Here is a 26,292-nt window from a genome sequence, read left to right as displayed (position 1 = left end):
AGGTGATCTGACTTGTCAATTCTATTAAAGGGAGGCCTTATCTTATATGATACCAGCTATCATCCAACTAGGGCTGATATCCTGATAGAGGGAGATAAAATAGTGGAGGTCAAGAGGAACATAAATAAAGCTGCTGACGAGGTTATAGATGCTTCCCACTCTTTAATCATCCCGGCATTTATAAATGCCCATACACATTCCCCAATGGTAATTTTCAGAGGTTTAGCGGAGGATGTTCCTTTAATGGATTGGCTTCAGAACTATATCTGGCCAGCTGAGAGGAAACTAAAGAGGAAAGAGGTTTATTGGGGAGCAAAACTCGCACTTCTTGAGATGGTGCATTCCGGAATATCAACATTTGTCGACATGTACTTTTACATGGAGGAAGTCGCGAGGGCAACATTAGAAGTTGGATTAAGGGGATTTTTAGGGTATGGAATGGTAGATCTAGAGGATGAAGAGAAGAGAAGAAAGGAAATTAAAGAAACAGAAAAATTACATGAGTTCATAACTAAACTTAATTCTAAGTTAGTTAAATTTATCCTAGCGCCCCACGCCCCTTATACCTGTTCTTTAGACTGCCTTAAATGGGTTGCCGAAAAGTCAAGAGAGTGGGACTCCTTAGTTACGATACACCTTGCAGAGACGAGAGATGAAATAAAAATAATGGAAGAAAAATACGGGAGATCTCCAGTAGAAGTATTAAAAGAGGCAAATTTATTAAACGATAAACTTATAGCGGCCCATGGTATTTGGCTAAGTAAGAAAGACCTTGAGATGCTAGCATCTTCAAATGTAACAATAGCTCATTGCCCTGCAAGTAATATGAAGCTTGGTAGTGGAATCTTTCCAATGAGGGATGCCATTGACGAAGATATAAATGTAGCATTAGGTACGGATGGAGCTGCGAGTAATAACACCCTTGACATAATTAGAGAGATGAGACTTGCTTCCCTTCTTCAGAAAGTAAATACGCTAAATCCAGCGATCGTTAAGTCCGAGGAAATATTTAGAATGGCCACGATCAATGGTGCAAAGGCTCTGAAGCTTAAAGCTGGGATAATAAAGGAAGGGTATATTGCAGATATTGCAGTAATAAATTTAAAAAGATCTCATCTCCTCCCGTTACACAATCCCCTTGCTACCCTAATTTTTAGTGCCAAAGCAGGGGATATCGATACTCTAATCGTCAGCGGAAGAGTGATAATGCTCGATGGGGAAGTACTTACTATTGATGAGGAAAAGGTAATTGATAAATTCTTGGGGGTAGGTATCTAATGCAGTTAGTGGAGCAGTTAATCCTGATGGTCCCCCTCCTCGTTGTGTACGTTCTCCTGTTTTACCATTATCATAAAAGTAGATCCAACTATGCTATCTATTATGCTCTGGCCTTCTTGTCATTGGGAGTAGGACTTGCAATAGAATCTACTTACCTGGCGAGTATATCCTTCCTGTCATTTTTCTATTGGTTAGCTACCATTAGGCTTCTCGAACATTTAGAATTTGAGGAAAAACAAGAGCTTCTCTACGCATCCCCAGTTCCATTGGCTGCATACATTTTCTTTCCAAGGTTGCTGGCCGTTATAATAATCTTTGTTGCACTTTCCCTGACTGGGTTTATGATGTTGATGAAGAAAGAGAAAAACATCAAGATTCTGGGGGCTCTTACATTGATTTTGGCATTAGTTAGCGCCTTAGGAGAATATAAGTCCTTTTTTAGGTACTTAAGTGCTGTCATTGGAATATCAATTGGATACGTTATTGTAGCTGGTATCTCTGAAGTCGATCTTGTTAAGATAAAGCTCAGCGAAGAATTTGAAATAAAACCAGGGATAATGTTTTTAGAGAGTGTTCCTAGGGATTTGCTTAAAGTCGCCCTTGTATTTTCACGAAGGCCTCCAGAAAAAAATGATGGCAAGTGGTTCTGGATTACAAAGCTTGAGGGAAAGAACAATATAGGGCCAACTGATCTTCACAAGATTCTTGACCTCGCAGTGAAGCACATTAAAAAAGGAGGCATCGTTATAATTGATTGCCTTGAATACCTAATACTTGAGAATGGGTTTGAAAGGGTTTTAAAATTTCTTGCACAGTTAAGGGATTATGCAATAATGTACAACTCAACAGTTATAATACTTGGGAGCCTTGATAAATTATCTGAAAGGGAGAGGGCAATGTTGAGAAGTTCGCTAGGTGATAACAATGTTTAAGATTGTAAGGGGGGATATTACGAAGTTTAGGGCCGAGGCTATAGTTAATGCAGCAAATAAATACTTAGAGCATGGAGGGGGAGTCGCTTACGCTATAGCTAAGGCCGCTTCTGGAGATGTTTCAGAATACACTAGAATTAGTAAGGAAGAAATGAGAAGGCAATTGGGAAAGGATTGGATAGAGCATGGAGAAGTCGTGGTAACGCCTCCTATGAAGCTTAAAGAGAATGGGGTAAAATATGTCATCCACACGGTTGGTCCATACTGCGGCGGTGTATGGTCTAAGGATAAGGAAGAAAAATTGAAGCTTGCAATTCTGGGGGCATTAAAAAAAGCAGATGAGCTTGGAGTCAAAAGTATAGCATTTCCGGCAATAAGCGCGGGAATCTATGGTTGTCCACTTAAAGAGGTTGTAAGGACATTTAAGGAAGTTGTTAAAGAGTTTTTGAAGGTAGCTAACCACGTCAAAGAGGTTTACTTAGTTTTATATTCGGAGAGAGATTACAAGCTAGCCCTTGAAACAATAGGTTTGGGTGATAATGATGAAAGTAGATAATTCAACGAAAGAGAGGATATTAGAAAAACTTCCTGAAAATTTATCGAGGCTTGCCGATTTAGCATATAACTACTGGTGGAGCTGGGATCATAAAGCCATGAAACTTTGGCAAAAAATCGATGAGGAACACTGGAGAGAGTACAAGAACCCAGTTAAGTTATTGCTTGAAGCCCCCGAGTCAAGGCTAAGGGAACTATCAAGGGATGATAACTTTTTGGACTTATACGAGCTCGTTATTGAAAGATTCGACGATTACATGAAGGAAACTGCTACATGGTTTTCAACTAACTATCCTCGGTGGGATAAACCGATAATCTATCTTTGTATGGAATATGGGATAGGGAAGAGCCTTCCAATATATTCAGGAGGCCTCGGAATACTAGCTGGAGATCATCTAAAAACCGCTAGCGATCTTGGGCTTCCAATGGTTGCAATAGGATTATTATACAAGCATGGCTACTTTAAGCAAGAAATAGATATTAATGGTAGGCAAATTGAGAGGTTCCCCGAGTACAATGTAAAGGAAATGCCCATAAGGCAAGTTCTCGATAACGATGGATCTCCTCTTTTAATCGACGTTCCAATAGAGGATAGAATGATCAAGGCTAGGGTGTTTCTCGTTGAAGTAGGAAGGGTAAAGCTGTATCTTCTAGATACTGACGTTCCAGAGAACTCCGAGGCAGACAGAAAGATATGCGATTACCTGTATAATGCTGAACCTGATAAGAGAATAAAGCAAGAAATCTTGATAGGAATCGGTGGGATGAGATTATTAAAGGCTTTAGAAATAGATCCTGGGGTTGTACATCTAAATGAGGGGCATGCAGCGTTTGCCAACTTTGAAAGGATCAGATGGTTCATTGAAAAGGGCCTCAGTTTTGAAGAGGCCTTAGAAATAGTTAGGGGAACTAGCGTATTTACTACGCATACCCCAGTCCCCGCGGGTCATGATGTATTTCCGGTTGAATTCGTAAGGGAGAAGCTGAGGGCATTCTTCGATGGTCTGCCCGAGGATAAGCTCCTGGGACTTGGGAAAGTTAACGATAGCGATCCTAATTTTAACATGACTGTGTTGGCAATAAGAACATCAGAATTCGTAAACGCGGTAAGTAAGCTTCATGCTAAAGTTACTAGGGAAATGTGGGCGAACCTTTGGCCAGGAGTACCACCTGATGAAATCCCGATAGAGCCCATAACAAATGGGATCCATACCCCAACATGGGTTAATGAAAACTTGGCAAAGCTCTATGAAATATACATTGGAAAGATATGGAGGGAACACGTTAACTTAGAGGGCATCTGGTATGCGATTGAAAGGATTCCAGATCATGAGCTTTGGGAAGCTCATTTAAAGGCTAAGCGGGAATTAATAGAACTAATAAGAAGGAAGATAATGAAAAGAAATGAGAGGTTAGGGATAGACGAGCCTATACCAGATGTAGATGAGAACGCCTTAATAATCGGATTCGCAAGAAGGTTTGCCACATATAAGAGGGCAATTTTACTGTTTACAGATCTTGAAAGGCTAAAGAGGATAGTTAACAACAGGGATAGACCCGTATACATAATTTTTGGAGGGAAGGCCCATCCAATGGATGAGGCAGGAAAAGAGTACTTAAGAAGGGTCTATGAAGTGTCGCAAATGCCAGAGTTCAAGGGAAAGATAATTCTAATTGAAAACTATGATCTCGGTTCCGCAAGGATCCTTATCTCCGGGGTTGATGTATGGCTTAATACTCCAAAGAGGCCCCTTGAGGCCAGCGGAACTAGCGGAATGAAAGCTGGATTGAATGGAGTGCTTAATTTAAGCACCTTTGATGGGTGGTGGGTCGAGGGATACAACGGAAGGAACGGATGGGTTATAGGAGATGCTACCTTAGAACCTGAGACTGAAGAGGATGACTACCTAGATGCTATGAGCCTCTATGACCTCTTAGAGAACGTTGTAATTCCAATGTACTATGAGAATAGAGAAGGATGGATAAGGATCATGAAAGAGAGCATAAAGAGCATAGCACCAAGGTTCAGTACTTATAGAATGCTTAAGGAATACATGACGAAGTTCTATTCAAGGGCCATGGAGACGGGAATATACTTAAGCAGGGATAACTTTAGGTGGGCAAAGGAGCTTGCAAGCTGGAAAGAGAAGATAATGTTGGGATGGAATGATGTTGAAATAGAAGACGTAAAGGTTAATGAAAACCGTATAGAGGCAATAATAAGGTTAGGTACCATAAGGCCGGAAGACGTAAGGGTTGAGCTATACTATGGAGTCAGGGGAGATGGAAAGATCATGGAACCCTATACCGTCGAGCTGAGGAAGACTAAGGAGTTAGGAACCGGAAAATATCTGTACACGTATTCAGGGAAGGCCTTAAAGAACTTCAATCACGAATGCTGGCACTATTCTATAAGGGTTTATGCGTATCATCCAATGATTCCAGGAAAATTCTTACTTGGAGGCTACATAAAATGGAGGGACCTTAAGTAAAAAAAGAAAAGGAAAAGATTACTTTTCTTCTTCCTTCTTCTTCATGTAAGCTTCCGCTGCATCCGATAAACTCTTGAATAACTTTAACATCTCCATCGGGAGCATTAGTACAATTACATTGCTCTTATCGCCGGCGACATCGCTTATCGTTTGAAGGGTTCTTAGTTGTAAGGCCATTGGATGTTCACTTATTATCTCTGCAGCTTCCCTAAGCTTTTCAGCGGCCTGTCTCTCGGCCTCAGCTAGCGTTATCCTTGCTCTCCTCTCCCTTTCAGCTTCTGCCTGTCTTGCCATGGCTTTTTGCATTCCAGCCGGTAACTCTACATCCTTAATCTCTACAGCGGTAACTTTTATTCCCCAGGGATCGGTTGCTTCATCGATGATCCTCTGAAGTTGCATATTCAGTTTATCCCTCTCGCTTAATAGTTCATCCAAGTGGGCTTGACCTATTACGCTCCTTAGGGTTGTTTGCGATATCTGCGAGGTAGCCATTATGTAGTTCTTAACCTGAGTCACGGCTTTAACGGGATCAACGACTCTAAAGTAAACTACCGCATTTACCCTAACGGGAACGTTATCTTTTGTTATCGTTTCCTGTACTGGGACGTCTAAAACTTGAGTTCTCAAATCTACGATAACGGCCTTTTCGAAGATTGGTATTATGAAGAAGAGCCCGGGACCCCTAGCACCGACAACCCTTCCAAGCCTAAATATAACGGCCCTTTCATATTCCTTAACTATCTTAATTGCGCTTGCTAGGAATATCAAAATAAACAGCAAGATAATTGATGTCACAAAAAAGTTTGTTGCAAACATCATTTTTCTCCACCTTCCTTTCTTTCCCTAACAACTATAAGTGTCAAACCATCCATATCAACTACCCTAACCTTTTCCCCCTTTTCAATCTTTCCATTAAATTTGCTTCTTGCCTTCCATAGCTCCCCCCTAACCTTTATCATTCCTTCGGGATTTAATTCTTCAACAACCGTCCCAATTAACCCTATCATCTCCTCTTTTCCAGTCCTTGCCTTTTTCTTGTGGGCCCTAATTACCGCGGCCATTCCAAAGGCAAAGAATGCTGCTAAGATGGCCCCTACGGTTATTATTAATATCCTCAATTGAGAAAACACCTCCTTTCTTACTAAATATTCCTCTCCTCCACCAAATAGTAATATCCCACCTATGATGAAAGTTATCAAGCCGGCCACCGTAAACAGCCCAAACGTTGGGGTTAGGGCTTCCGCGATGAAGAATAGCATAGCTACTATTATTAGCAATATTCCCGCTGAATTATAGCCAAAGTACCCGAATCCTATTATCGCTAAAATTATCATTATGGCCCCAACTGTTTCGGGAACATGCCATCCGGGGGTTAGGAATCCTATTATCAGGGCCCAGATTCCAAGGGTTAGGAGTAAATAAGCAACGTTCGGATCCGTGATGTAACTTATTAGTTTATCCTTAAAGGAGGGAGCTAAATACCTAACTTCAACGTTGGTGAAGTTTAGCGTTACATACCTTCCATTCACAGGTATCTTAGTTTTCATTCCATTACTTTTCTTAAGGAGCTCATTAATATCCCTGGCAACTACCTCAATTACTCCATATTTGAGAGCTTCTTCTGGAGTTAGGCTTAGGTCTTTCGTTATGAATTCTTCAGCTATCGTAGCATTCCTTCCACTTTCCTGGGCTAAGCTTTTTATGTAAGCTATGAAGTAGTTGGTAATCTTTGGCGGAGCTTCTATTATTGAGCCATTTTGGGAGTAACCCAGGATCGGTCTGCATGCTCCTATACTAGTCCCTGGGGCCATCGCTATTAAATGAGAACCCAAGGCTATATAAGTCCCTGCAGAGGCAGCTGATGCCCCGGGAGGATAGACGTATATTATAACTGGAATTTTAGATTGCTGTATCCTCTGGACTATGTTCATCATTGCATCGGCCCTTCCTCCGGGGGTGTCGAGTTCTATTATTATTGCTTCGGCGTTATCTTGTTCAGCTATCGTTATGTATCTATCAAATTGATCGTAGGTATAGGAGGTTATCTGCCCCTTGATTTGAGCAACATAAACGATATTTTTTGCTAGAATTGGGGATGCTAAAAATATGAGGACTATCATAGATAGAAGGATCCTTCTCATAGTTATCTCGCCTCTTGAATTATTGTTCGTAACTAATACTTAAAATTTTTCTAATTTAAATTGGAATAGTAAGAGAAGGGAAGGGATTAGATCATGACTTAAATTTTCTCATGGCCATTTCAGCGGCTACCGTGATTGGGTCTATCGTTGGGCTTATGGGTGGTGCATAACTCGTTTCTAGATAGGCAACATCTTCAACGGTAGCTCCTTTCTGGGCGAGTGCCGATAAAGTCATTATCCTCCCCCAAACTCTCTCTCCTCCAACTATTTGGGCCCCTATTAGTCTCTTATCTTCCTTTCTAAATATTAACTTAACCGTAATTGGTTTTCCTCCAGGATAATACTCTGGCTTAGTTGAACCTTTAAACTTTCCAATTACGACTTCAATTCCCTCCTTTTTAGCCCTCTCTTCTGTTATTCCAAATGTTCCTATTTCCAGGTCGAATAATTCAGTTATAGCTGTGTTGAAGACTGGCCTAAATTTCACCTTCTTTCCAGCTATGTTCTCAGCGGCAACTTTGGCCATTCTGACAGCAGAAGTTCCCAATTGGCTTAGGGTTCTCTTTCCAGTTACGGCATCGAATACCTCTGCACAGTCTCCTATAGCATATATATCAGGATCACTGGTCTGAAGATACTCGTTAACAACTATCCCCCTACTCACTTCCAGCCCAGCATCTTTCGCTAGGTCAACATTAGCCCTAACTCCCGTTGCCACTAGGACTAGATCTGCTTCTACACTCTCTTCTCCAATTTTAACTTCCTTGACAGGATTTCCTATTATCTCGCTGACTCCAACTCCAAACTTGAACTTAACTCCATGTTTCTCCATCTCCTCTTGAACGATCTTGGCCATGTCTTTGTCGAGCATAGTCGGTAATAGATGCTCCAGTAATTCAACAACTAGAACATCCATTCCAATCTTTGCAAAGGCTTCTGCTCCTTCTAGACCTATTAAACCTGCGCCAATAACGACAACCTTTTTAGGTTTCCTCTTGCTTATGTATTCCTTTATCCTCCTTACGTCATCGAGGCTCTTTAGCGTGAACACTCCCTCGTTTTCGACACCCTTTATCGGGGGAATAAAAGCCCTTGATCCAGTAGCAAGAACCAGCTTATCGTAGGGAACCTCCCCCTTATCGGTAATTATAACCTTTCTCTCCCTATCTATCTTTTTAGCTTCGACTCCAAGCATCATCTTTATTCTCTGCTTCTCATAGAACTCATTCGGAAACACTATAACGTCTTCAGGCTTCTCTATGGTTCCGCTAATAACGTGTGGAAGGGCACAGGGGGAGTACTGCATTGTAGGTTCCTTTCCTATAACTATTATCTCGGCCTTCCTATCGAGCTTCCTCATGAAGAGAGCAAAATTGCTTCCAGCAGTTCCAGATCCTATAACTACTATCTTCATGCATCTCCACCCAAGAGAGAAAGGGTTAAGAGATATTAAAATGTTGGGGAGAAAATGAGGGCATTCGTTCAAATTTTTCCTTCATATTTCAGTGAGTTTTTTGTCTAGAGTTCAGGAGCATCTCTCCGATTATCTTTATCGCGCAAAGATCTCCAAATGTTGACATTTTGTTGGCCTTTCCTTCCTTATTTCGATAAACCTCTCCTTATCGAATGCTAGCTCATACTGCTTTATCCATTATCATCCCTCATAGCGAGCTTCTCAGCTTTTCGGGAGTCAATCCTCTTTAGTCAAAAAGATTTTAGCATTAGAGGGAATCCCTCACGATTACTGTCCCGTAACCGACGAAGAGAACCTTATCGGGATCTAAAGCTTTAACGACCTCAGGCCTGTGAGTAATTATAATAGCTGTTATTCCCGCTTCCCTAGCTATCTCGCTAACTTTCCTGGCTACCCTCATTGCTGTTAGAGTATCTAAGTGGGCAGCAAATTCATCTATAAGTAGAACGTTTGGCCTTTCAGCGAGAAGTGAAGCTATCTTTGCCCTCTCCTTCTGTCCTGTTGAAAGCTCCGAAAACTTGGCCCTATATAATACGGCGTCACTTAACCCCGATCTGTTCAGAATTTCGACTGCTGCATTTAGATCCCTTACCTTCCTGTAAACATGTTCTAGGATTGTTTCTGAGCCAAATTCCGGCTCCATCTCACCAGGTATTAAAGCAGAAACCTTCGCATTTTTGGGAACTTCAATTTTCCCGGAGGTAGGTCTATACTTTTCCTCCCAGTAACCTCTAATAGCACCCAGAATTAGCCTTAATAGAGTTGTTTTTCCAGCCCCGCTAGCTCCAACGACGGCAACTATTTCTCCTGGATTAATTTGAAAGTTGAGATTCCTGAGGACGGGTCTCTGAATTACCCTGTGTCTTACTCCAAAGGCTTTTAGTAGATCTTGAATTTCCTCGGGGAGACCTTTTATATCGAGTTCACTTTCAAATACCTTTGTAACGTTCTTAAACACTATTGGACCTTCGAGCTTCTCAACCTTCCCATAGCTAGGTTTCCATAGAGGTTCTTTTGGAGCGTATGGGTCTTCCCTGAAGTACCTGTCTAGGTACTCCTTTGCTTCCTGGGTTAGGGGATACATTAGCACGGGTCTTCCACTAGCCGTTTCCCATACAAATTTAAATCCAACCTTTTCGAAGAAGGGATTGTAGCGGGCCATCTGAGCTATAGTTTCAACGAAGTGTTTTCTCTTTCTCATCTCTGGAATTCTTCTCTCTGCTATCCACTCGAGGGCTGCCTTTACGCTTAACTGCCCTATACCGTCTGAGCGATAATCAGGGTGAACGACGACTCTAGCTATCCTGGCCCCAGCGGTGTTGCTCTCTCTTAATGCTCTCTCCTTAGCTTCCTCCCAGAGAAGGGATCTTGCTATTTTCTTTGGATACTTTTTCCTGAGCTCCATGAAGAGTTCATGCATTATCTTTTCAGGCCAAAAACTGGGCTTAAGCCAATCCTCCGGGAATACTTTCTCCCTTATATTCCTCTCAACTTCCCCGTTAGGTAACTTCCTGTGCATAAGGGGAATTGGAGGATCAACCCTAACGTATGCTAGTATTCTTGGCTCATACTCCTCCCTTTTTACGAGTTCCAATATTAAGAAACGGGATGCTGGCGTTGAACCCTTTATCTCAAGTATGTGAACGTGCTTATCTGTCTTGCACTTGGGGCATATAGGCTTGGTGTTGGCCTCGATTATTGTACCACATTTTTCACACCTCCATAAGGCTACCTTCTCCTTTTGAGAGGCATAATGGTACTGCTCTAACTCAGCTATGAACTCAAAATCGCTTTCGTATGTTGCCTCCCTTGCCCTTATCTCATACTCGTAGAGCACTTCACCTGTAAGGGGGGAGTACCTTTTTGCCCTGTAAATCTTCTCCCACAGTGGCCAGACCTTTATCTTCTCCCCATTATAGAATTTATAAAGCTCATAGTCGTTGAATTCTAGGATCTTGACTCCATCCTTTTCCTTCGGTTCGTTTATTACCCTAATCTCAACCTCATCTCCCTCGATGAACCACTGTGCTACACCGCTCATATAAAGCCTGTATACTTCTCCTTCGCTTGTCTCCACCTCTAGAACTCCAAACCATCGGTGCTTGAACTTTGGGATTTTACTTTCCTTAACCTTCCCCTTAATAATCATGGACTCACCAAAGAATTCTCATTGGTATCTTACTTAATTCTTGCTCAATCAAACTTCAATAACGTACTTAATGCTCTCCGATTCAAACCCCTTAAAGGAACCTAACTTTAATTTGACTAAGGCTTTTTCAATATTTGTAACTTTCATGCTTGCTAAATGGGTTACTTTTGTTCCCTTGAGGAATTCAGGAAGTAATTGCCCCGTAGGTCCCGTAATAACGATAAGCTTTGCTTTCTTTGCCCTATCCAATATCATGTCAAGGGTTCCATTAACTATGCAGGAAGCGCTTGCTATTATACCGTCAACCTCCGGTAGGATATGGTACTCCAGGGTATCGCTGTAGGTGTCCCTATCCCATAGCTTCATATTCCTCTCGAAGACATAAACCTCATACTTTTCCTTGAGGGTTCTAACTACTGGGGGCATGTTCCCTATTATCGCTATCCTCTTAATCTCATCTTGTTGGATTAGTTCCGTAACGTCGATCCACTTGGCTTCCCTCAAGTCTATGTAGTACTGAGATACCGCGTTTATTGCGGCAACTCCTAAGGTTCTCTCTATAATATTTAAACTATCCGCCTTATCTATGAACTCTAGTAGGGAAGGCTCCTCTATAGAATTTGTATACCTTTGTACTTCCTCCGGTAGCGTCATCGCAACTCCTAGAGCTCTTCCTTCAATTCCTTCAACGAGAACCCAAGTGTAAGGCAATCCAAAGCTGAAATCTACAAGCTTTAAGTCTTCGGCAAGTTCCATGGCTTTCTTCTTTATCCTCGATAATAACATTCCATTCACCTTAACATGTTACGTGGATTATCGCAAGTATCCTCTTTTTGCCCCATAACTCCTCGAGAAGCTTAAGGGCTTCCTTGGTAGGTTTTTCTATGACCTCTTTATCTTCAACTAGCTTTTTACTCTCTGGAAGGAGCGAGAGCATACCATAAATTCCAGTTCCAACTAATAGTACATCAAAATCCTCAACTAGGTATTTCTCTAATTCCTCAGGATCGAGCTTATGGCTTGTTCCATGTTTCTTCTTGCTTATCTCCTTCATTCTTCTCTCAATCCTTCCTGAAGGGTAAATTACGATGTCGTGGTCAAACTCTTTTCCATCAATTTTAACAAGACCAAACCTTACTTCTTCGATTTTCATACGGCTCAGCCTCCACCGGTCCCGGGCATCATTACCCCAAAGGCCAATCTACATCATTGCCGCTCCGCTATAGCGTCTTCTTCAAACTTCTTTATCTCCTCCTGGGTTCCCACCCATAGGACTATTGTAGGTTCAACCGTTATCATCCCATCCTTTATCATCGGCTTAATAACGTTGACTACCTTTTCTATATTATGTCCCCTATCAACGACTTCCACTATTATGGGAAGATCTGTAGAGAGTCTAATAACGTCACTAGAATGAACCCTACTTTTCTTTCCAAATCCATATATTCCCCTATAAACGGTGGCTCCTGCAATTCCCATCTCTCTAAGCTTTTCTACTATGACTTTGTATAGGGGTCTGCCCTCCCATTTGTCATTCTCTCCTATATATATTCTAAGCCTCAATGTGTTCCAATGTTCAACTTCAACCATTGAGCTCACCTCCTAGCTAATATGAAGCCCAGGAATACTAAGAATATTGTAACTAAAATGTTTGTCGTGATATTAGCAAAGGCTAACCAAATTTCGCCTTCCCTAAGAAGAGAAAACGTTTCATAGGAAAATGTTGAAAATGTACTTAATCCGCCACAGAAACCGGTTCCAAGAAAAATCCTCCATTCTGGCGAAATATCAAAACCGGAGAATAAAAGGCCGTAAATATATCCAAGAAGAAAACTAGCTAGGGAGTTGACAATTAAGGTACCTATGGGAAAGTCTTTGTATACTGGAAGGACTCCAGAGATGTAATATCTGGTTAAAGCCCCGAGTCCCCCTCCAATGATTAAAAGTGCAATTATCTTCGCGTTCATGGTTCCCCCATTAGGTCTCAAGTTTAAAAATTTAAGGCATTACTGTCTTTTTTAAAGTACCCTGGAAATATTCTAAATAGCTAAAGCTTAAATTTTAGGGAATTTTTCTGACTTTGAGGTCATACTCGGCCTTCTTCAACATCCTCTATGGCCTTCTCGAGGACATCTAAACCCTCATCTAGGGTTTCCCTCTCTATTGTTAGGGGTGGCTCTATCCTAAGGACGTTGCCACTAAAGTGAGTGACTATTAATCCAAGATCAAAAGCTCTCTCAATTACCTTACTAGTCTCTTCTATAGCTCTCTCCTTGGTTTCTCTATCCTTAACGAGCTCAACTCCAATCATTAAACCTATTCCCCTGACATCCCCTATTAATTCATGTTTATCCATCATTTCCCTTAGCCTCTTCATTGCGTAATTTCCTAATTTTTCGGCCCTCCTTAGTAGATTCTTTTCCTCAATTTCCTCTATAACAGCTAAAGCCGCTCTTGAGGTAGTGGGATTTCCAGAGAGAGTGAATGCATGACTAAGTGGAGGTAGAGAATCCATAATCTCTGCTTTTCCTATTGTAGCGCTTATAGGTAAACCTCCACCTAAGGCTTTTCCTACGGTGATTATATCAGGTTTTACTCCAAAGTGCTCTATCGCAAACCACTTTCCAGTCCTTCCCATTCCACTCTGTATCTCGTCGACAACTAACAATATTCCATGTTCTCTCAAGATTTTGGTAACTTTTTTGAAGTAATTCTTTGGTGGGACTACTATTCCAGAATCTCCCTGTATTGGTTCGGCGAATAGTGCTGCAACTCCTTCAGCATATACTTCTCCTTCAAACTTCTCCTTTATGTATTCGACGCATTCCATTTTGCAACTTCCTGGTTCCTTCCCAAAAGGACACCTGTAACAGTAGGGGTAGGGAAGGTAGTGGACTCCGCTTAGCTCTCCCACTATTGCCCTTACCCGAAAATCAAGACCAGTTAAGCTCATTGCTCCATAAGTTGAGCCGTAAAAACTCTTCATGTAGCTAAGTATCGTTTGTCTCTTGGTATAAGCTCTTGCAAACTTTATTGCAGCATCGTTGGCATCTCCCCCAGTTAGGCCAAATGATACTTTGGGGTTATCTATTGGAGCTATCTCGGCTAGCTTTTCAGCGAGGAGTAGCGGTTCAATGGGGTAGGCATATATGTAGCTTGCATGCATTAACTTATCCACCTGCTCTTTCACGGCCTTTACAACCCTTGGATTGTTATGCCCAACATTTTGAACTGCGGCATCGCTAAGGAAGTCGATGTATTCCTTTCCGTTGATATCCCACACCTTAGCATTCTCGGCCTTTACGGGAACGAGTGGAAAGTAGTGCATTTTGTTTGCTTGAGCTATAACCTTGGAATACCTCTTAATTATGTCATTGGCCTTCATGTTATTTAATATCAGCATGCGCTTTCAATAATCTTTCCAGTATAATTTTGCTAAATGTCAAAATAGCTTATATAGCTTTTGACCGATTTCCTTTTATCCTTAAAGGAAGAGAAAGTGGAGGGTGTCATAATGTCGGAGCTGAAGTTAAAGCCGTTACCCAAGGTTGAGTTGCCTCCCGACTTTGTTGATGTTATTAGGATAAAGCTCCAAGGAAAAACGGTAAGGACTGGAGATGTCATTGGAATTAGCATACTTGGAAAAGAAGTGAAGTTTAAGGTAGTTCAGGCTTATCCTTCCCCTTTGAGGGTAGAAGATAGGACGAAAATAACGCTTGTTACCCATCCTGTTGATGTACTAGAGGCTAAAATTAAGGGAATTAAGGATGTGATCCTGGATGAAAACCTGATAGTGGTAATAACTGAGGAAAATGAAGTTCTAATATTTAACCAAAATCTTGAGGAATTATACAGAGGAAAGTTCGAAAATTTAAATAAGGTTTTAGTGAGAAATGACTTAGTGGTGATAATTGATGAACAAAAACTTACCCTTATCAGAACGTGAAAGGGCCCTTAAGATAATAAAGATTCTCAAATCAACTTATCCCAGGAAGAATCACGTTTCAGGGGATCCATACAAAACCCTGATAAGGTGTATAATCTCCCAAAGGAATAGGGATGAGGTTACCGATAGGGTCTCTGAAGAACTCTTCAAGAGATATCCAACCATCGAGAGCATAGCCAGTGCAAGCGTTGAGGAGATGCAGAACTTCCTAAAGAGCTTGAAAGTTGGCCTATGGAGGAGTAAGGGGAAGTGGATAGTTGAGACCTCCAGGATAATTCTGAAGAAGTACAACGGAAGAGTTCCAGACAAGTTTGAAGAACTAATTAAGCTTCCTGGAATAGGAAGGAAGTGCGCAAACATAGTTCTAGCCTATGGATTTGGAATTCCAGCAATTCCAGTTGATACCCACGTTTATAGAATTTCGAGGAGGCTTGGTTTAGCTCCCTGGGATGCCTCCCCTGAGGAAGTTGAGGAGAGACTCAAGAGTCTTATCCCCAGGGAAGAGTGGATATACGTTAACCATGCCATGGTTGATCATGGGAAAAGCGTGTGCAAGCCGATAAAGCCTAGATGTTGGGAATGCCCCTTAAGGGGACTCTGTCCAAAAATTGGCGTTCAGGATACCTCTAGCCAATAACTCATATCTAGCATCTTTCTCCTAAGCCATTTCCCGTAATAATAACCGAAGATCAATCCCGTAACTAGGCCTCCGAAGTGCGCAACCGCGTTAACACCTGGGAATATGCTGTTTATCAGGAAAAGTAATAGGGCATTTATCAGTGCCTTTTGAATGTTCCTCCTAAGTACTCCCTCTATTCCTAAGAGGGCCCCTACAACCCCAAAGAGCCCTCCACTCGCTCCTCCAGATGCAACATAGGGAGGAAGGGTTATTAAAGATAGCAAGTTTCCTACTAAGGCGGAAGCAAAGAACACCGTTAGGAATCTCCTAGTTCCAACGATCCCCTCCAGATCAATTCCCAAATAGAAGAGCCAGAATATATTGAGCCCGAAGTGAATGAAGCCCATGTGAAGGAATATAGCCGTTATAAGTCTCCACCACTGACCAAGGGTGACTAGACCATTAATTTGGGCTAACTCTTGAATTGCTCTATCGAAGCCAACCACAAGTTCGTAAATAAAGACGAGGGTTGTTAGAATTATAAGTGAAAATGTCCCTGGGAAGTACTTATGTAGCCTCAAATCTTTCACCTTTCCTAAATTTTCAGGCGATTTAAAATACTTTTCTTCACCATAAGTCTTTTAAATCTTCTCAATTAACCAAGCTCGACAGATGAACGATGACTAAAGGGAGGGATGGATGATGGCGAAGCCAAGCTACGTTAAGTTTGAAGTTCCAAAGGAACTCGCTGAGAAGGCTCTTCAAGCAGTTGAGATAGCTAGGGATACAGGAAAGATAAGGAAGGGAACAAACGAAACTACAAAGGCCGTAGAGAGGGGTCAAGCTAAGCTTGTAATAATTGCAGAGGATGTCGACCCTGAGGAAATTGTAGCCCACTTACCACCACTCTGTGAGGAGAAGGAGATACCTTACATCTACGTTCCAAGCAAGAAGGAGCTTGGAGCTGCGGCCGGTATTGAAGTCGCTGCTGCTAGTGTGGCTATAATCGAGCCTGGCAAGGCGAGAGATTTAGTTGAAGAGATCGCCATGAAGGTTAGGGAGCTCATGAAGTGAGCTCCCTTTCCTTTCCATTATATCACGATCATTTGGAGGTGTAAGATATGGCCGAGGATGAGGGATATCCAGCTGAAGTTATCGAGATAATTGGGAGAACTGGTACAACTGGTGATGTAACTCAAGTAAAGGTTAGAATACTCGAGGGGAGAGATAAGGGAAGGGTCATTAGGAGAAACGTTAGGGGTCCTGTTAGGGTTGGAGATATATTGATCCTAAGGGAGACTGAAAGAGAGGCTAGAGAGATCAAGAGCAGGAGGTGAATTAGTTGGCAAGGTGGAACATTTGTTCCTACTGTGGAAAGCCATTTGAGCCCGGAACTGGAAAGATGTACGTAAGGAACGATGGTAGAGTTTTATTTTTCTGCTCGAGGAAATGTGAGAGATATTACTTTATGGGAAGGAATCCCAGGAAGCTTAAGTGGACTAAAGCTTACCAAGAGGCTAGGTTACAGAGAGGCAAGAGGTAGCCATCTAATTTTATACTCCTTTTGGATGTAATCCCTCGTTAGTTTTAGCTTTTTATAAACATGTAATGGTTCAGTTTTTGTATATTGATTGTAAAGTATGTTTTATGTTTTCAAGGTCTTAGTAATCATTACTAAAATAATTAATAAAGTTTTTAAAATTTTCTAATTCATGATAAAATCAAAAATGTTATATACTAATTCAACTAAATATAGTATTGACAATTTGTTGGGGGGGGCTAATGAATAAAAAGCACTTGTTAATTGCTCTTAGCATTTTGATTTTAGCAGTAGCAAACATTGCCTTGGCCAATGAATCTCAACAAAATAAAGAAAAAATAGACACCGTAAATATTCCAAGAGATCCTGTGGTAACAGACACTGATAAGATTGGCGGAGATTTTAATCCATGGGTCGATTCAGCTTATGCATATATCAGTGGAAAAGCAAGTCAATTATATCCTCCTCTCCTCTACGATATCGAGAAATGGGCGATAGCTTATCCTAATTGTTACCTCGTTTACACGACTGGAACCCCGGGAACTACTGCTTATCTAAGAGCCTGGATTCAAGCTGAAACGACGTGTGGTGAACTGTATGCCGAGATATATTGGATTGAAGGTAGGAGTCATTGAATTCCTCTTTATTTTCATTATTCTCACATCAGCATTTGGTAACGTGGGAGCATCAAAGCCCTACTGGATCAGGCAAGGTGTTTACTTTAAATATACCGCCAAAGGAGAACACTCAGTAGTTCTTGAGCTTCCCAATGGAACTATATATACTGGAGAATATGGAGTGTTTACTTGGAGGATAATAGAGGTTTCTAGAGAGTATATAACGGTAAATGCATCATTAGAAGCCTATAACCTTACAATGAGCTATCAAAGGATTCTATCTCCCAAAGAGGGTCTTAAGAAGGCCATGGAGTTAATCAAGAAATATTCAAGATTAAATCTCACAAAAAGTGGCTCCTGTAGTATTGGAACTTCTAAAAATGAGATGATTAGGATATGCGAGGATGAAAAAGCTGTAGTAGTAAGTATCAGAAGTAAAGACTATATGTACGGGATATACGTCAAGAAGGAAAAGGAGGCAGTAGAAAACTTTTTACTATTAAGGAAAATCCCAAAAATGACTAAATCTATCACTTTCAACGTCTCCCTTAAAGACAACTCCGTGCTCTACAAGGGGAAGAGAATTGGGATGAATACCCTATTTTTGCTTGACTTGAACGTAAAAGGGAAAGTAGTCATGGAAGAATGGCATATAAAAGATGTCAGGGAACTAAATGCAACGGTTCATGCGAGATTTAGAGAATTTAAACCTCCTATAATCCTGGTAACAACGAACTTTTACAAGAATGCTTCTAACTTTGCCCTCTATGATCCAGCTACTGGAATCCTAATAGAGGGATACATGATAGTGTCCCCAGTATGGAAATTATTTGGATTTGAAAAGGTAGCATTTTCAGACAAAGAACACTTTAAAAAGACTAAGGAACCGGTAACAAAAAGCAAGGATATCTATGGCTTTGGCATGGTTCTCGAAGATACAAATGCCTTCTATTTCAAGAAGGATAAACTTGAAAATGTTGGAATACCAATCGATTCGCTTCTCATACTTATCTTATCCTTAAGCGTTTTTCTGGTGGTGGCTTATGAAAGGATTAAAGCTCGTCGTATGGGAAAGTGAAGATCCAATAAAGGGTTACATGCTTATTTTGACTTCGGCAATTCTGGCGTTCATAATGAAGATGAGCCTTATAAGGATGACCTTCTTCATGTTGATGAGTGCACCAAGGCAAATGCTAAATTATCCCCTCTTCACGATGTTCTCTTATAACGCTTACGTAGTGATAATCCTTGGAGCTTCTTTTCTCATTGCCCTAACTTTAAGGGGAGAAAGGGATGAAGGAAGTGCATACTTTATATATTCCCTTCCAATTTCAATGAGGGGTATAATCCTCGCTAAAATTATGAGTGTTTACCTTTCTTCCCTTCTCGTCATTTCAGTTACGCATGTTTTAATATTTCTCCTACACTTCTCCTCATCTTATAGCATTAAAGTCGTCCTTAAGTTCCTCCCAATAATCTTAGCATTTTACGCATCTTTGCTATTATACATTGTAAGCATATCAACGCTGTCTTCTCTTCTAATTCCCAATGCCCCAACTGTGGGTATCCTTTCATTTTTCCTGATTTTCTTGCTTTCAAACCTAAAATTCTTAAACCCCACGATAACTGTGCAAGAAGTCTTAGTGGGTAACTATGTAAAAGCTCTACTACCGTACTTGATGATCTCGATAGTTGTTTTACCAACTTCAATCTGGCTCTTTGTCAGGAGGGATGTAAGGTGAAGGTCTTTAGATTAATTTTAATGGTAGTTACATTGGTCATTGCAGAGTCTTTCTTTCTTCAGTTAACGGTTAATAGTGATGATGTGAAGTATCCTCTCATACCCCTTGGGAGCATGAAGGTTGCTGGGTTCTATTCTCCAACTTCGGCCTTAGTTGATATCTCGTTCGTTGGTTACGGTAATGGGAGCTATGCCATAGTCGACCTGGAAAACTTTGAAGTTCTTCAAGAAGGCAAGCTTAAGAATGAGGTCATTAGGGTAGAGCTTCCTCACCCTGGTCATTATGGGATAATAGTTAACGGCTCTTACTCTGGAAGCGCGACTATAAGAGTCATTGACGTTGGATTCCCAAGGAGCAACTGGAGGATTCATTTTCTGACGTTATCCTTTGTCATCCTCTTACTTTCACTTAGTCTTTGGAGGGAGGGAGAATGATTGGCCAATTTGATGATGTGCATAAGAAAATAGGAAAGGTAGAGGTATTAAGAAATGTTTCACTGAAAATAAGGGAAGGAGTAACCCTCATAGTAGGCCCCAACGGTAGTGGAAAATCGAGTCTGATAAAACTGCTTGTAGGTTTCTGGAGACCAAGTAGGGGGAGGGTAATTCTTCTTGGGGAAGATCCCTGGGATAATCCAAAAGTTAAGCGTGTTATAGGGGTTAGTATAGATCCTCCATCCTTGCCGAAGTATAGGAGAGGGATGGACTTAATTAAAATACTTTCAGACATTAAAGGGGTTAAAGTTAAGGATGAACTTATAAAAAGGCTATTTCCGGACGTATCGGCGTTAAAAAGACCGATAGTAGAATACTCAGCTGGAATGAGGAAACGCTTAAGCATACTTCTGGCCTTATTGGGAGAAAATGAGGTCCTAATTCTGGACGAGCCTTTCTCAGGTCTCGATATGTTTGGAATTTCTGAGGTCTCTAAGGTTATCAGGGAGAGAGCTGAAGTTGGAGTTAATATGATAATAGTATCTCATATGTGGAAACCGATATACGATTTAGTAGAGAACATTATTGTTCTCGTTGGGGGTGAAGTGACTTTCGCAGGGAAAAAAGAAGATGGAATTGAGTTCCTCAGAGAGCTTGGGATTTAGTAAAATTCTTAAGGAGAGGGTTAAAGTTAAACCCATGAATAAATATGCTATTCTCGCGGTGCTTCTATGGTCAACAGTTGCTTCGGCATTTAAGTTGACCCTCTCAAGACTTGACACAATAAGTATGCTGTTCTACTCATCCCTTACATCGACGGTTATATTTCTATTGGCAAACTTAAAAGACATTAAAACCTTCTCGATTAAAGCGAATCTGAACTCGGTTTTCTTTGGTTTCATAAATCCCTTCCTTTACTATTTAGTCCTTTTTAGCGCTTATTCCATTTTACCAGCTCAAGAAGCTCAAGCTCTAAATTATACATGGCCCATAATCCTCGTTATTTTCTCATCAGCTTTCCTTGGACAGAGGTTAAGCGAGAGAGATTTTCTCGGAGTTATTATCGGGTTTTTAGGAGCTTTGGTTGTTGGGACTAGGGGAAACCTATCTTCTCTGCATTTCGCAAATCCCATGGGGGATCTATTAGCTTTGTGTAGTGCAATAATATGGGCTATATATTGGATACTTAACCTTAGGGATCCCAGGAAAGCTGAAGTTAAAATGATGTGGAACTTCATCTTTGGCTTTCTTTATATCTCCATCCTTGGAGTTATTGAGGGAATAAAATTTGATCCCTATGGAGTTCTTGGAGCTATATATGTAGGAACTTTTGAGATGGGGTTAACTTTTCTTTTATGGCTGAAGGCCCTAGAAAGCGAAGAAGCTGGGAAAGTTGCATCTCTCATATATCTTACTCCTGTGTTATCTCTGCTCTTCATTTCTATAGTAGTGGGAGAGAAGATACTAGGTTCAACAATTGTGGGCTTAGCCTTAATTCTTCTGGGAATAGCACTTTCGAGAAGATGATTCTGGTGGGCCCGCGGGGATTTGAACCCCGGACCACGCGGTTATGAGCCGCGCGCTCTGACCAGGCTGAGCTACGGGCCCATTCCTCTTTGGCGCCGCCGCCCGGATTCGAACCGGGGACCGCCGGATTAACAGTCCGGCGCTCCACCAGCTAAGCTACGGCGGCGCGCCCAAAAGATAAGCACTGTATCAAGTTTATAAATATTACGGTTGATTTTTCCCAAACTTTTATATTTTTCCGTTTCGTAACTAAAATTTGAGAAAGTTAGATGGAGGTGGTAGGGATGACTGAGATAAGGTACTACAAGATAGGAGAAGATAAGTTCAGGATAAGCGAAGATGAGGTAGCTAGGAGAGAATTAAGGGTTGCAAAAGTTAGTGATGACGTAATTCAGATTCAAGAAGAAGTCCATGGAATAATAGCTCTCGTCGGAGCGACAAGTAGTGTTAATATAAAGAAAGAGGAATTCAAAGAACTTGTTAGGTTAGCTAGGGAAGAGTTTGGGTGGGATGTGTAATTATTTTGACCTCTTCTACCTCATTATTACTCCTTAAAATAAAGGCTTTCATGTCACCTTTTAAACTAACTATTAACCATGGAATTCTCCAGTTTTCCATTCCTTTTATATCCTTCTTACTCGGATAGGGGGGACAGTTTAAGTGAGAGTGAAATATTGTAACGACCTCAAGGCCTTTCCTTTCGGCCCTTTCTAGAGCATTTATCATTTCCTCTGGATCCATCTCAAATTCGACACTCGAGTTTAACCTGTTTCTAATGAATTCCACCTCTTTTCCTATGAACCTCTCTCCATTTTTTGTTCCGAATATAAAACCGCAAATTTCTATCTTACTTTCCCTGGATCTTGTGATTATTTCCTCAATAATGTTTTTAGGAAGTACTAAAATCATATTTGTCTGTTGAGGGTAAGGTTTTAAAAAGGCGATGATGAGTGATGGGCGAACTGAAAACATGATGAAGGTAGGTGATCTCTGAGCTATCATCGGGATGAGGAGTTCAGCCTAAGCTGAGACATGATGAGGGAGTGACGGACTGACCGTTGGCTAAAGAATCAAGGAAAACTCATTTTTGGAAGTTCCACTTGTCATTTCCGTATCTTTCTTCTATTAGCTTTTCTACTAATTCAAGCTCATACTCCGTCAGTTCGCCTTCATCTAGCGGAAATGCCCTGAAGAATGAATTCCTTAAAACTTCATACATTTCATTCCTGCCCACTTTAATACCTTCCCTCTCAAGCGTAGTTACCCTTTCGAATATGCTTTTAACTCCTTTATCTTTGAGCTTTTCCTTAGAAACCTTAAGTACACTTCCAAGGATTTCAAGCCTCGTGGCATACATAAGCGTTCCATGCTGAAGAATTATCCCTCTTCTCCTTGTCTGTGCTGATCCGCTAATCTTCTTCCCCCTAACAACTATATCATTGAGCCCGGAAAATTCTGCTTCAATCCCAAGGTCTTTAAGAGCATCTACAAGTGGACCGGCTAAGAATCTATAACTATCCTGAATGTTCTTCAGCATTGGATGGTAATCTTCACTTATCACAACTGAATAGGTTATTTCTCCATATTCATCATGGAATACGCTTCCTCCTCCTGTAATCCTCCTAACAACTGGAATTCCCAGTTCTTTAGCTTTCTCTAAGTTCACATCGTATCTGACGCTTTGAAATCTTCCAATGGTTACTGAACTTGGCTTAAATACATATAGTCTCACCGTATCTGGGACTCTACCTTCGCTCCTAGCTATAAGTATCGCTTCATCTATAGCCATCTGAACCTCTGGTCTGGCCACTATTAAAGGAATAAATCTCATGTTCAACCCCCTAAGAGTTTAAGAGGAGGTATATTTTAAAATTGATTTAGGAGAATTCGTCAAGGCGATGAGGAGATCGGTCTTGTCTGAAGAATGATGAAAGTGGTCACCGCTGAGCCTTAAGAATTAGTTAAATTTTTAAACTCCTCCCTTAACTTCAAACAGGGAAAATGAGGCTTCCTTCAGTTTGGCGGGTTTCCCGCCGAAGGAAGCCGAGATCCGAAAGTTTTAAAAGATCTCCTCAAAAGTAGGGTTAGGCAAAAATTTGGAGGTGATTCAAGATGCCAAAGGAGAAGCCCCACGTTAACATCGTGTTTATCGGGCACGTAGACCACGGAAAGAGCACGACAATCGGAAGGCTCCTTTATGATACTGGGAACATTCCAGAGACAATCATCAAGAAGTTCGAGGAGATGGGCGAAAAGGGTAAGTCCTTCAAGTTCGCTTGGGTCATGGATAGGCTTAAGGAAGAGAGAGAAAGAGGTATTACGATCGATGTTGCTCACACCAAGTTTGAAACTCCACACAGGTACATTACCATCATCGATGCTCCTGGTCACAGGGACTTCGTTAAGAACATGATCACCGGTGCTTCACAGGCAGATGCTGCAGTTCTAGTCGTTGCAGCTACTGATGGGGTCATGCCACAGACTAAGGAGCATGCCTTCCTTGCAAGAACGCTCGGTATCAAGCACATAATTGTTACAATAAACAAGATGGATATGGTTAACTATGACCAGAAGGTCTTCGAGAAAGTAAAAGCTCAGGTTGAGAAGCTTCTCAAGACCCTTGGTTACAAGGACTTCCCAGTTATTCCAACGAGTGCTTGGAACGGTGACAACGTCGTCAAGAAGAGCGACAAGATGCCTTGGTACAATGGTCCAACTCTAATTGAAGCTCTTGACCAGATTCCGGAACCCGAGAAGCCCATCGACAAGCCGCTCAGAATACCCATCCAGGATGTGTACTCAATTAAGGGTGTCGGTACCGTCCCAGTTGGAAGAGTTGAGACTGGTAAGCTCAAGGTTGGAGACGTTGTAATCTTTGAGCCAGCATCAACGATCTTCCACAAGCCAATACAGGGTGAAGTTAAGAGCATTGAGATGCACCACGAGCCCCTCCAGGAGGCTCTTCCTGGCGACAACATAGGATTCAACGTTAGAGGTGTAAGCAAGAACGATATCAAGAGAGGTGACGTTGCTGGACACACCGACAAGCCACCAACAGTAGTCAGAACCAAGGATACATTCAAGGCCCAGATCATAGTCCTTAACCACCCAACCGCAATTACAGTTGGTTACAGCCCAGTCTTGCACGCACACACCGCTCAGATTCCAGTTAGATTCGAGCAGATCTTAGCCAAGGTCGACCCAAGAACTGGTAACATCGTCGAGGAGAACCCGCAGTTCATTAAGACCGGTGATTCAGCTATCGTTGTCCTCAGACCAATGAAGCCAGTAGTCCTTGAGCCCGTCAAGGAGATTCCACAGCTCGGTAGATTTGCCATTAGAGATATGGGTATGACAATAGCTGCTGGTATGGTAATATCTATTCAGAAGGGTGAGTGATTTCTTCCCTTTTCTTTAATTCTTGGGGTGATTTAAATGCAAAAAGCAAGAATTAAACTTGCAAGTACAAATGTTAGGTCTCTTGAGGAGGTTGCAAATCAAATTAGGCAGATTGCTGAGAGAACGGGCGTTAGAATGAGTGGTCCAATACCCCTCCCCACCAAGAGAATTAGGATAGTCACGAGGAAGAGTCCGGATGGAGAAGGCTCTGCAACATTTGACAGATGGGAACTTAGGATTCATAAGAGGTTAATTGATATTGAGGCCGATGAGAGAGCTATGAGGCAAATCATGAGGATTCGTGTTCCAGAAGATGTTACAATTGAAATTGAATTAATATCATGACCTAAACCCTTATATTGCTTGTTCTCAATTTATATATTGGATGCCGGGGTAGCCTAGCCTGGGAAGGCGCGGGCCTGGAGAGCCCGTGGGCGTTTGCCCACCGGGGTTCAAATCCCCGCCCCGGCGCCAATCCCTTTAAATTAAATAAAATAAAAAGGAAACTTAGGTAATAGGCACCTTTATCCCTAACTTTTCTACGAGTTCCTTGTATCTGTTTCTTACAGTTACCTCGGTAACCCTAGCAACTTCTGCGACCTCTCTCTGAGTTCTCTTTTCTCCTTCAAGAAGAGATGCTATGTATAGGGCTGCAGCTACTAATCCTGCCGGACTTTTTCCACTAGTTAGTCCTCTCCGATAGGCCTCTTCCAAAATTTCTATGGCCCTCCTTCTGACTTTCTCACTGAGTCCAAGTTCATCCGCAAATTTATTTACATAATCCGTTGGTTTGACAAATAGTTTTTTGGGAGTTAGATTTAGATTCCTAGCAATGAAACGATAACTCCTTCCAATTTCCTTCTTTTCAACTCTAGCTATATCTGAAATTTCATCTAATGTTCTAGGAACCTTTAATAATCTACATGCGGCGTAAACACAAGCTGCAATCACGCTTTCAATTGATCTTCCTCTAATTAATCCCTTTCTCACGGCCTCCCTATACAATCTAGCAGCTTCTTCCTCAACGTGCTTTGGCAATTTTAATTGAGCAGTTATTCTGTCCAACTCACTCAATGCAAACGCTAAATTTCTCTCAGCTGCATCACTAACCCTAAGCCTCGATTGCCACTTCCTGAGCCTATACATTTTCTCCCTCATCAATCCGGTTAGGCTCCTGTCTATTCCTATGTCGGTTGAAAGTCCCTTATCGTGTAATAGTATGCTCTCAGGAGCCCCAGTCCTGGATCTCTTTTCCCTCTGAGAAGCGTCAAAAGCACGCCATTCTGGTCCCATGTCTATTATATTTTCCTCAATAACGTAACCACAGCGTGCGCAGACTATTTCACCCCTTTCAGGGTCATAAATAAATTCCGTTGATCCACAAACGGGACAAACTTTTTGCTTAGTCACCTACACACCCCCGCCGGCGGTCTAAGAACCCCCTCAA

At 41.6% G+C, this 26,292-nt stretch carries 31 protein-coding genes, 3 tRNA genes, 1 other RNA gene and 1 pseudogene; 20 read left to right on the top strand and 16 right to left on the bottom strand.

The window, feature by feature from the left end:
- Nucleotides 1-18 precede the first annotated feature (18 nt).
- The 4 genes from PH_RS07155 to malP are packed head-to-tail and all read left to right on the top strand — an operon-like array spanning nucleotide 19 to nucleotide 5,257.
- Entirely contained in the window at nucleotides 19-1,278 is a 1,260-nt protein-coding gene (locus PH_RS07155; protein ID WP_048053603.1) for an amidohydrolase family protein, read from the top strand.
- Nucleotides 1,278-2,210 carry a DUF835 domain-containing protein gene (locus PH_RS09500; protein WP_010885591.1) on the top strand — a complete coding sequence of 311 codons (933 nt, stop codon included), beginning with the start codon at nucleotides 1,278-1,280 and terminating at the stop codon, nucleotides 2,208-2,210. Before PH_RS07155 ends, PH_RS09500 begins: the two co-directional genes overlap by 1 nt.
- Complete coding sequence (locus PH_RS07145) at nucleotides 2,203-2,766, top strand: [protein ADP-ribosylglutamate] hydrolase (protein ID WP_048053411.1); 564 nt, start codon at nucleotides 2,203-2,205, stop codon at nucleotides 2,764-2,766. The genes PH_RS09500 and PH_RS07145 overlap by 8 nt, the downstream gene beginning before the upstream one ends.
- On the top strand, nucleotides 2,750-5,257 hold the full coding sequence (malP, locus tag PH_RS07140) for a maltodextrin phosphorylase (RefSeq protein WP_048053410.1): 2,508 nt from the start codon (nucleotides 2,750-2,752) through the stop codon (nucleotides 5,255-5,257). Before PH_RS07145 ends, malP begins: the two co-directional genes overlap by 17 nt.
- Before the next feature lie 18 nt (nucleotides 5,258-5,275).
- Here malP and PH_RS07135 read toward each other — a convergent pair whose 3' ends face one another.
- The 10 genes and pseudogenes from PH_RS07135 to PH_RS07095 form a co-directional block, all read right to left on the bottom strand.
- A complete protein-coding gene (locus PH_RS07135) occupies nucleotides 5,276-6,076 on the bottom strand; it encodes a slipin family protein (protein WP_010885588.1) in 801 nt (266 codons plus the stop codon).
- Nucleotides 6,073-7,398, bottom strand: a complete 1,326-nt coding sequence (locus PH_RS07130) for an NfeD family protein (RefSeq protein WP_010885587.1) — start codon at nucleotides 7,396-7,398, stop codon at nucleotides 6,073-6,075. The genes PH_RS07135 and PH_RS07130 overlap by 4 nt, the downstream gene beginning before the upstream one ends.
- Before the next feature lie 91 nt (nucleotides 7,399-7,489).
- The gene (locus PH_RS07125; protein ID WP_010885586.1) at nucleotides 7,490-8,812 is read right to left on the bottom strand and encodes an NAD(P)/FAD-dependent oxidoreductase; all 1,323 of its coding nucleotides are present in this window, start codon (nucleotides 8,810-8,812) and stop codon (nucleotides 7,490-7,492) included.
- Between the two features lie 88 nt (nucleotides 8,813-8,900).
- A pseudogene (locus PH_RS10025) lies at nucleotides 8,901-9,049 on the bottom strand (phosphomethylpyrimidine synthase); the annotation flags it as partial.
- A gap of 70 nt (nucleotides 9,050-9,119) precedes the next feature.
- Nucleotides 9,120-11,021, bottom strand: coding sequence for a GNAT family N-acetyltransferase (locus PH_RS07120; RefSeq protein ID WP_010885585.1), 1,902 nt, complete (start codon nucleotides 11,019-11,021; stop codon nucleotides 9,120-9,122).
- Nucleotides 11,022-11,069: 48 nt separating this feature from the next.
- Nucleotides 11,070-11,807: a Rossmann-like domain-containing protein gene (locus tag PH_RS07115; RefSeq protein WP_048053409.1), complete on the bottom strand. Its 738-nt coding sequence runs from the start codon at nucleotides 11,805-11,807 to the stop codon at nucleotides 11,070-11,072.
- A 10-nt stretch (nucleotides 11,808-11,817) separates the two neighbouring features.
- Nucleotides 11,818-12,174 carry an Mth938-like domain-containing protein gene (locus tag PH_RS07110; protein WP_010885583.1) on the bottom strand — a complete coding sequence of 119 codons (357 nt, stop codon included), beginning with the start codon at nucleotides 12,172-12,174 and terminating at the stop codon, nucleotides 11,818-11,820.
- A 53-nt stretch (nucleotides 12,175-12,227) separates the two neighbouring features.
- The gene (locus tag PH_RS07105; RefSeq protein ID WP_048053408.1) at nucleotides 12,228-12,611 is read right to left on the bottom strand and encodes a DUF190 domain-containing protein; all 384 of its coding nucleotides are present in this window, start codon (nucleotides 12,609-12,611) and stop codon (nucleotides 12,228-12,230) included.
- 5 nt (nucleotides 12,612-12,616) lie between these two features.
- A complete protein-coding gene (gene crcB / locus PH_RS07100; protein ID WP_010885581.1) occupies nucleotides 12,617-12,988 on the bottom strand; it encodes a fluoride efflux transporter CrcB in 372 nt (123 codons plus the stop codon).
- A gap of 119 nt (nucleotides 12,989-13,107) precedes the next feature.
- A complete protein-coding gene (locus tag PH_RS07095) occupies nucleotides 13,108-14,406 on the bottom strand; it encodes a leucine/methionine racemase (RefSeq protein ID WP_048053407.1) in 1,299 nt (432 codons plus the stop codon).
- 129 nt (nucleotides 14,407-14,535) lie between these two features.
- Between PH_RS07095 and PH_RS07090 the strand changes: the two genes are divergently transcribed.
- Nucleotides 14,536-14,967, top strand: a complete 432-nt coding sequence (locus PH_RS07090) for an ATPase (protein ID WP_048053406.1) — start codon at nucleotides 14,536-14,538, stop codon at nucleotides 14,965-14,967.
- Nucleotides 14,936-15,604: an endonuclease III domain-containing protein gene (gene nth / locus PH_RS07085; protein ID WP_010885578.1), complete on the top strand. Its 669-nt coding sequence runs from the start codon at nucleotides 14,936-14,938 to the stop codon at nucleotides 15,602-15,604. Before PH_RS07090 ends, nth begins: the two co-directional genes overlap by 32 nt.
- Here nth and PH_RS07080 read toward each other — a convergent pair.
- The gene (locus PH_RS07080) at nucleotides 15,583-16,176 is read right to left on the bottom strand and encodes a rhomboid family intramembrane serine protease (RefSeq protein WP_010885577.1); all 594 of its coding nucleotides are present in this window, start codon (nucleotides 16,174-16,176) and stop codon (nucleotides 15,583-15,585) included. The two genes, nth and PH_RS07080, sit on opposite strands and share 22 nt — an antisense overlap.
- Nucleotides 16,177-16,288: 112 nt before the next feature.
- Between PH_RS07080 and rpl7ae the strand changes: the two genes are divergently transcribed.
- From rpl7ae to PH_RS07035, 9 genes are all read left to right on the top strand, one after another.
- A complete protein-coding gene (rpl7ae, locus tag PH_RS07075; RefSeq protein ID WP_048053601.1) occupies nucleotides 16,289-16,660 on the top strand; it encodes a 50S ribosomal protein L7Ae in 372 nt (123 codons plus the stop codon).
- A 47-nt stretch (nucleotides 16,661-16,707) separates the two neighbouring features.
- On the top strand, nucleotides 16,708-16,923 hold the full coding sequence (locus PH_RS07070; protein ID WP_010867791.1) for a 30S ribosomal protein S28e: 216 nt from the start codon (nucleotides 16,708-16,710) through the stop codon (nucleotides 16,921-16,923).
- A 5-nt stretch (nucleotides 16,924-16,928) separates the two neighbouring features.
- The gene (locus PH_RS07065; RefSeq protein ID WP_010885575.1) at nucleotides 16,929-17,129 is read left to right on the top strand and encodes a 50S ribosomal protein L24e; all 201 of its coding nucleotides are present in this window, start codon (nucleotides 16,929-16,931) and stop codon (nucleotides 17,127-17,129) included.
- A 239-nt stretch (nucleotides 17,130-17,368) separates the two neighbouring features.
- On the top strand, nucleotides 17,369-17,761 hold the full coding sequence (locus PH_RS07060) for a hypothetical protein (RefSeq protein ID WP_010885574.1): 393 nt from the start codon (nucleotides 17,369-17,371) through the stop codon (nucleotides 17,759-17,761).
- A complete protein-coding gene (locus PH_RS07055; RefSeq protein WP_143522666.1) occupies nucleotides 17,724-18,821 on the top strand; it encodes a hypothetical protein in 1,098 nt (365 codons plus the stop codon). Before PH_RS07060 ends, PH_RS07055 begins: the two co-directional genes overlap by 38 nt.
- The gene (locus tag PH_RS07050) at nucleotides 18,787-19,485 is read left to right on the top strand and encodes an ABC transporter permease (protein WP_010885572.1); all 699 of its coding nucleotides are present in this window, start codon (nucleotides 18,787-18,789) and stop codon (nucleotides 19,483-19,485) included. The genes PH_RS07055 and PH_RS07050 overlap by 35 nt, the downstream gene beginning before the upstream one ends.
- Complete coding sequence (locus tag PH_RS07045; RefSeq protein ID WP_010885571.1) at nucleotides 19,482-19,919, top strand: hypothetical protein; 438 nt, start codon at nucleotides 19,482-19,484, stop codon at nucleotides 19,917-19,919. Before PH_RS07050 ends, PH_RS07045 begins: the two co-directional genes overlap by 4 nt.
- Nucleotides 19,916-20,584, top strand: coding sequence for an ATP-binding cassette domain-containing protein (locus tag PH_RS07040; protein WP_010885569.1), 669 nt, complete (start codon nucleotides 19,916-19,918; stop codon nucleotides 20,582-20,584). Before PH_RS07045 ends, PH_RS07040 begins: the two co-directional genes overlap by 4 nt.
- 34 nt (nucleotides 20,585-20,618) lie before the next feature.
- A complete protein-coding gene (locus PH_RS07035) occupies nucleotides 20,619-21,446 on the top strand; it encodes a DMT family transporter (RefSeq protein ID WP_048053600.1) in 828 nt (275 codons plus the stop codon).
- Nucleotides 21,447-21,449: 3 nt separating this feature from the next.
- On the opposite strand, the gene PH_RS07030 is transcribed toward PH_RS07035, so the two are convergent.
- Together PH_RS07030 and PH_RS07025 are read right to left on the bottom strand one after the other, a co-directional pair.
- Nucleotides 21,450-21,527: transfer RNA gene (locus PH_RS07030), tRNA-Ile, on the bottom strand.
- A 9-nt stretch (nucleotides 21,528-21,536) separates the two neighbouring features.
- A tRNA-Asn gene (locus PH_RS07025) sits at nucleotides 21,537-21,612 on the bottom strand.
- Between the two features lie 118 nt (nucleotides 21,613-21,730).
- Between PH_RS07025 and PH_RS07020 the strand changes: the two genes are divergently transcribed.
- A complete protein-coding gene (locus PH_RS07020) occupies nucleotides 21,731-21,964 on the top strand; it encodes a hypothetical protein (protein WP_048053404.1) in 234 nt (77 codons plus the stop codon).
- On the opposite strand, the gene PH_RS07015 is transcribed toward PH_RS07020, so the two are convergent.
- The gene (locus PH_RS07015; protein WP_048053403.1) at nucleotides 21,936-22,355 is read right to left on the bottom strand and encodes a M67 family metallopeptidase; all 420 of its coding nucleotides are present in this window, start codon (nucleotides 22,353-22,355) and stop codon (nucleotides 21,936-21,938) included. The two genes, PH_RS07020 and PH_RS07015, sit on opposite strands and share 29 nt — an antisense overlap.
- A gap of 93 nt (nucleotides 22,356-22,448) precedes the next feature.
- On the opposite strand from PH_RS07015, the gene PH_RS09610 reads away from it, so the two are divergent.
- Nucleotides 22,449-22,504: C/D box small nucleolar RNA (locus PH_RS09610), an RNA gene on the top strand.
- Between the two features lie 23 nt (nucleotides 22,505-22,527).
- Here the strand turns inward: PH_RS09610 and PH_RS07010 are convergent.
- Entirely contained in the window at nucleotides 22,528-23,277 is a 750-nt protein-coding gene (locus tag PH_RS07010; protein ID WP_010885565.1) for a lipoate--protein ligase family protein, read from the bottom strand.
- A gap of 281 nt (nucleotides 23,278-23,558) precedes the next feature.
- Here PH_RS07010 and tuf point away from each other — a divergent pair, with 281 nt between their 5' ends.
- From tuf to PH_RS06995, 3 genes are all read left to right on the top strand, one after another.
- Nucleotides 23,559-24,845 (top strand): translation elongation factor EF-1 subunit alpha, encoded by a 1,287-nt coding sequence (gene tuf, locus PH_RS07005; RefSeq protein ID WP_010885563.1) that lies wholly within the window; start codon nucleotides 23,559-23,561, stop codon nucleotides 24,843-24,845.
- A gap of 36 nt (nucleotides 24,846-24,881) precedes the next feature.
- Entirely contained in the window at nucleotides 24,882-25,190 is a 309-nt protein-coding gene (gene rpsJ, locus PH_RS07000; protein WP_010885562.1) for a 30S ribosomal protein S10, read from the top strand.
- A 42-nt stretch (nucleotides 25,191-25,232) separates the two neighbouring features.
- Nucleotides 25,233-25,319, top strand: a tRNA-Ser gene (locus PH_RS06995).
- A gap of 33 nt (nucleotides 25,320-25,352) precedes the next feature.
- Here PH_RS06995 and PH_RS06990 read toward each other — a convergent pair.
- Nucleotides 25,353-26,255 carry a transcription initiation factor IIB gene (locus PH_RS06990; protein WP_010885561.1) on the bottom strand — a complete coding sequence of 301 codons (903 nt, stop codon included), beginning with the start codon at nucleotides 26,253-26,255 and terminating at the stop codon, nucleotides 25,353-25,355.
- Nucleotides 26,256-26,292 lie beyond the last annotated feature (37 nt).

Source organism: Pyrococcus horikoshii OT3, from assembly GCF_000011105.1.
GTDB classification, from domain to species: domain Archaea; phylum Methanobacteriota_B; class Thermococci; order Thermococcales; family Thermococcaceae; genus Pyrococcus; species Pyrococcus horikoshii.
Note: the sequence above shows the minus strand (reverse complement) of the source record. Positions and strands in the feature narration are given on the sequence as shown.

Excerpts from the sequence above, each read along its gene's own strand:
- PH_RS09500 (WP_010885591.1), top strand. The coding sequence starts at position 1,278 with ATGCAGTTAGTGGAGCAGTTAATCCTGATGGTCCCCCTCCTCGTTGTG.
- PH_RS07145 (WP_048053411.1), top strand. The coding sequence starts at position 2,203 with ATGTTTAAGATTGTAAGGGGGGATATTACGAAGTTTAGGGCCGAGGCT.
- malP (WP_048053410.1), top strand. The coding sequence starts at position 2,750 with ATGATGAAAGTAGATAATTCAACGAAAGAGAGGATATTAGAAAAACTT.
- PH_RS07135 (WP_010885588.1), bottom strand. The coding sequence starts at position 6,076 with ATGATGTTTGCAACAAACTTTTTTGTGACATCAATTATCTTGCTGTTT.
- PH_RS07130 (WP_010885587.1), bottom strand. The coding sequence starts at position 7,398 with ATGAGAAGGATCCTTCTATCTATGATAGTCCTCATATTTTTAGCATCC.
- PH_RS07125 (WP_010885586.1), bottom strand. The coding sequence starts at position 8,812 with ATGAAGATAGTAGTTATAGGATCTGGAACTGCTGGAAGCAATTTTGCT.
- PH_RS07120 (WP_010885585.1), bottom strand. The coding sequence starts at position 11,021 with ATGATTATTAAGGGGAAGGTTAAGGAAAGTAAAATCCCAAAGTTCAAG.
- PH_RS07115 (WP_048053409.1), bottom strand. The coding sequence starts at position 11,807 with ATGTTATTATCGAGGATAAAGAAGAAAGCCATGGAACTTGCCGAAGAC.
- PH_RS07110 (WP_010885583.1), bottom strand. The coding sequence starts at position 12,174 with ATGAAAATCGAAGAAGTAAGGTTTGGTCTTGTTAAAATTGATGGAAAA.
- PH_RS07105 (WP_048053408.1), bottom strand. The coding sequence starts at position 12,611 with ATGGTTGAAGTTGAACATTGGAACACATTGAGGCTTAGAATATATATA.
- crcB (WP_010885581.1), bottom strand. The coding sequence starts at position 12,988 with ATGAACGCGAAGATAATTGCACTTTTAATCATTGGAGGGGGACTCGGG.
- PH_RS07095 (WP_048053407.1), bottom strand. The coding sequence starts at position 14,406 with ATGAAGGCCAATGACATAATTAAGAGGTATTCCAAGGTTATAGCTCAA.
- PH_RS07090 (WP_048053406.1), top strand. The coding sequence starts at position 14,536 with ATGTCGGAGCTGAAGTTAAAGCCGTTACCCAAGGTTGAGTTGCCTCCC.
- nth (WP_010885578.1), top strand. The coding sequence starts at position 14,936 with ATGAACAAAAACTTACCCTTATCAGAACGTGAAAGGGCCCTTAAGATA.
- rpl7ae (WP_048053601.1), top strand. The coding sequence starts at position 16,289 with ATGGCGAAGCCAAGCTACGTTAAGTTTGAAGTTCCAAAGGAACTCGCT.
- PH_RS07070 (WP_010867791.1), top strand. The coding sequence starts at position 16,708 with ATGGCCGAGGATGAGGGATATCCAGCTGAAGTTATCGAGATAATTGGG.
- PH_RS07060 (WP_010885574.1), top strand. The coding sequence starts at position 17,369 with ATGAATAAAAAGCACTTGTTAATTGCTCTTAGCATTTTGATTTTAGCA.
- PH_RS07055 (WP_143522666.1), top strand. The coding sequence starts at position 17,724 with ATGCCGAGATATATTGGATTGAAGGTAGGAGTCATTGAATTCCTCTTT.
- PH_RS07050 (WP_010885572.1), top strand. The coding sequence starts at position 18,787 with ATGAAAGGATTAAAGCTCGTCGTATGGGAAAGTGAAGATCCAATAAAG.
- PH_RS07040 (WP_010885569.1), top strand. The coding sequence starts at position 19,916 with ATGATTGGCCAATTTGATGATGTGCATAAGAAAATAGGAAAGGTAGAG.
- PH_RS07035 (WP_048053600.1), top strand. The coding sequence starts at position 20,619 with ATGAATAAATATGCTATTCTCGCGGTGCTTCTATGGTCAACAGTTGCT.
- PH_RS07020 (WP_048053404.1), top strand. The coding sequence starts at position 21,731 with ATGACTGAGATAAGGTACTACAAGATAGGAGAAGATAAGTTCAGGATA.
- PH_RS07015 (WP_048053403.1), bottom strand. The coding sequence starts at position 22,355 with ATGATTTTAGTACTTCCTAAAAACATTATTGAGGAAATAATCACAAGA.
- PH_RS07010 (WP_010885565.1), bottom strand. The coding sequence starts at position 23,277 with ATGAGATTTATTCCTTTAATAGTGGCCAGACCAGAGGTTCAGATGGCT.
- tuf (WP_010885563.1), top strand. The coding sequence starts at position 23,559 with ATGCCAAAGGAGAAGCCCCACGTTAACATCGTGTTTATCGGGCACGTA.
- rpsJ (WP_010885562.1), top strand. The coding sequence starts at position 24,882 with ATGCAAAAAGCAAGAATTAAACTTGCAAGTACAAATGTTAGGTCTCTT.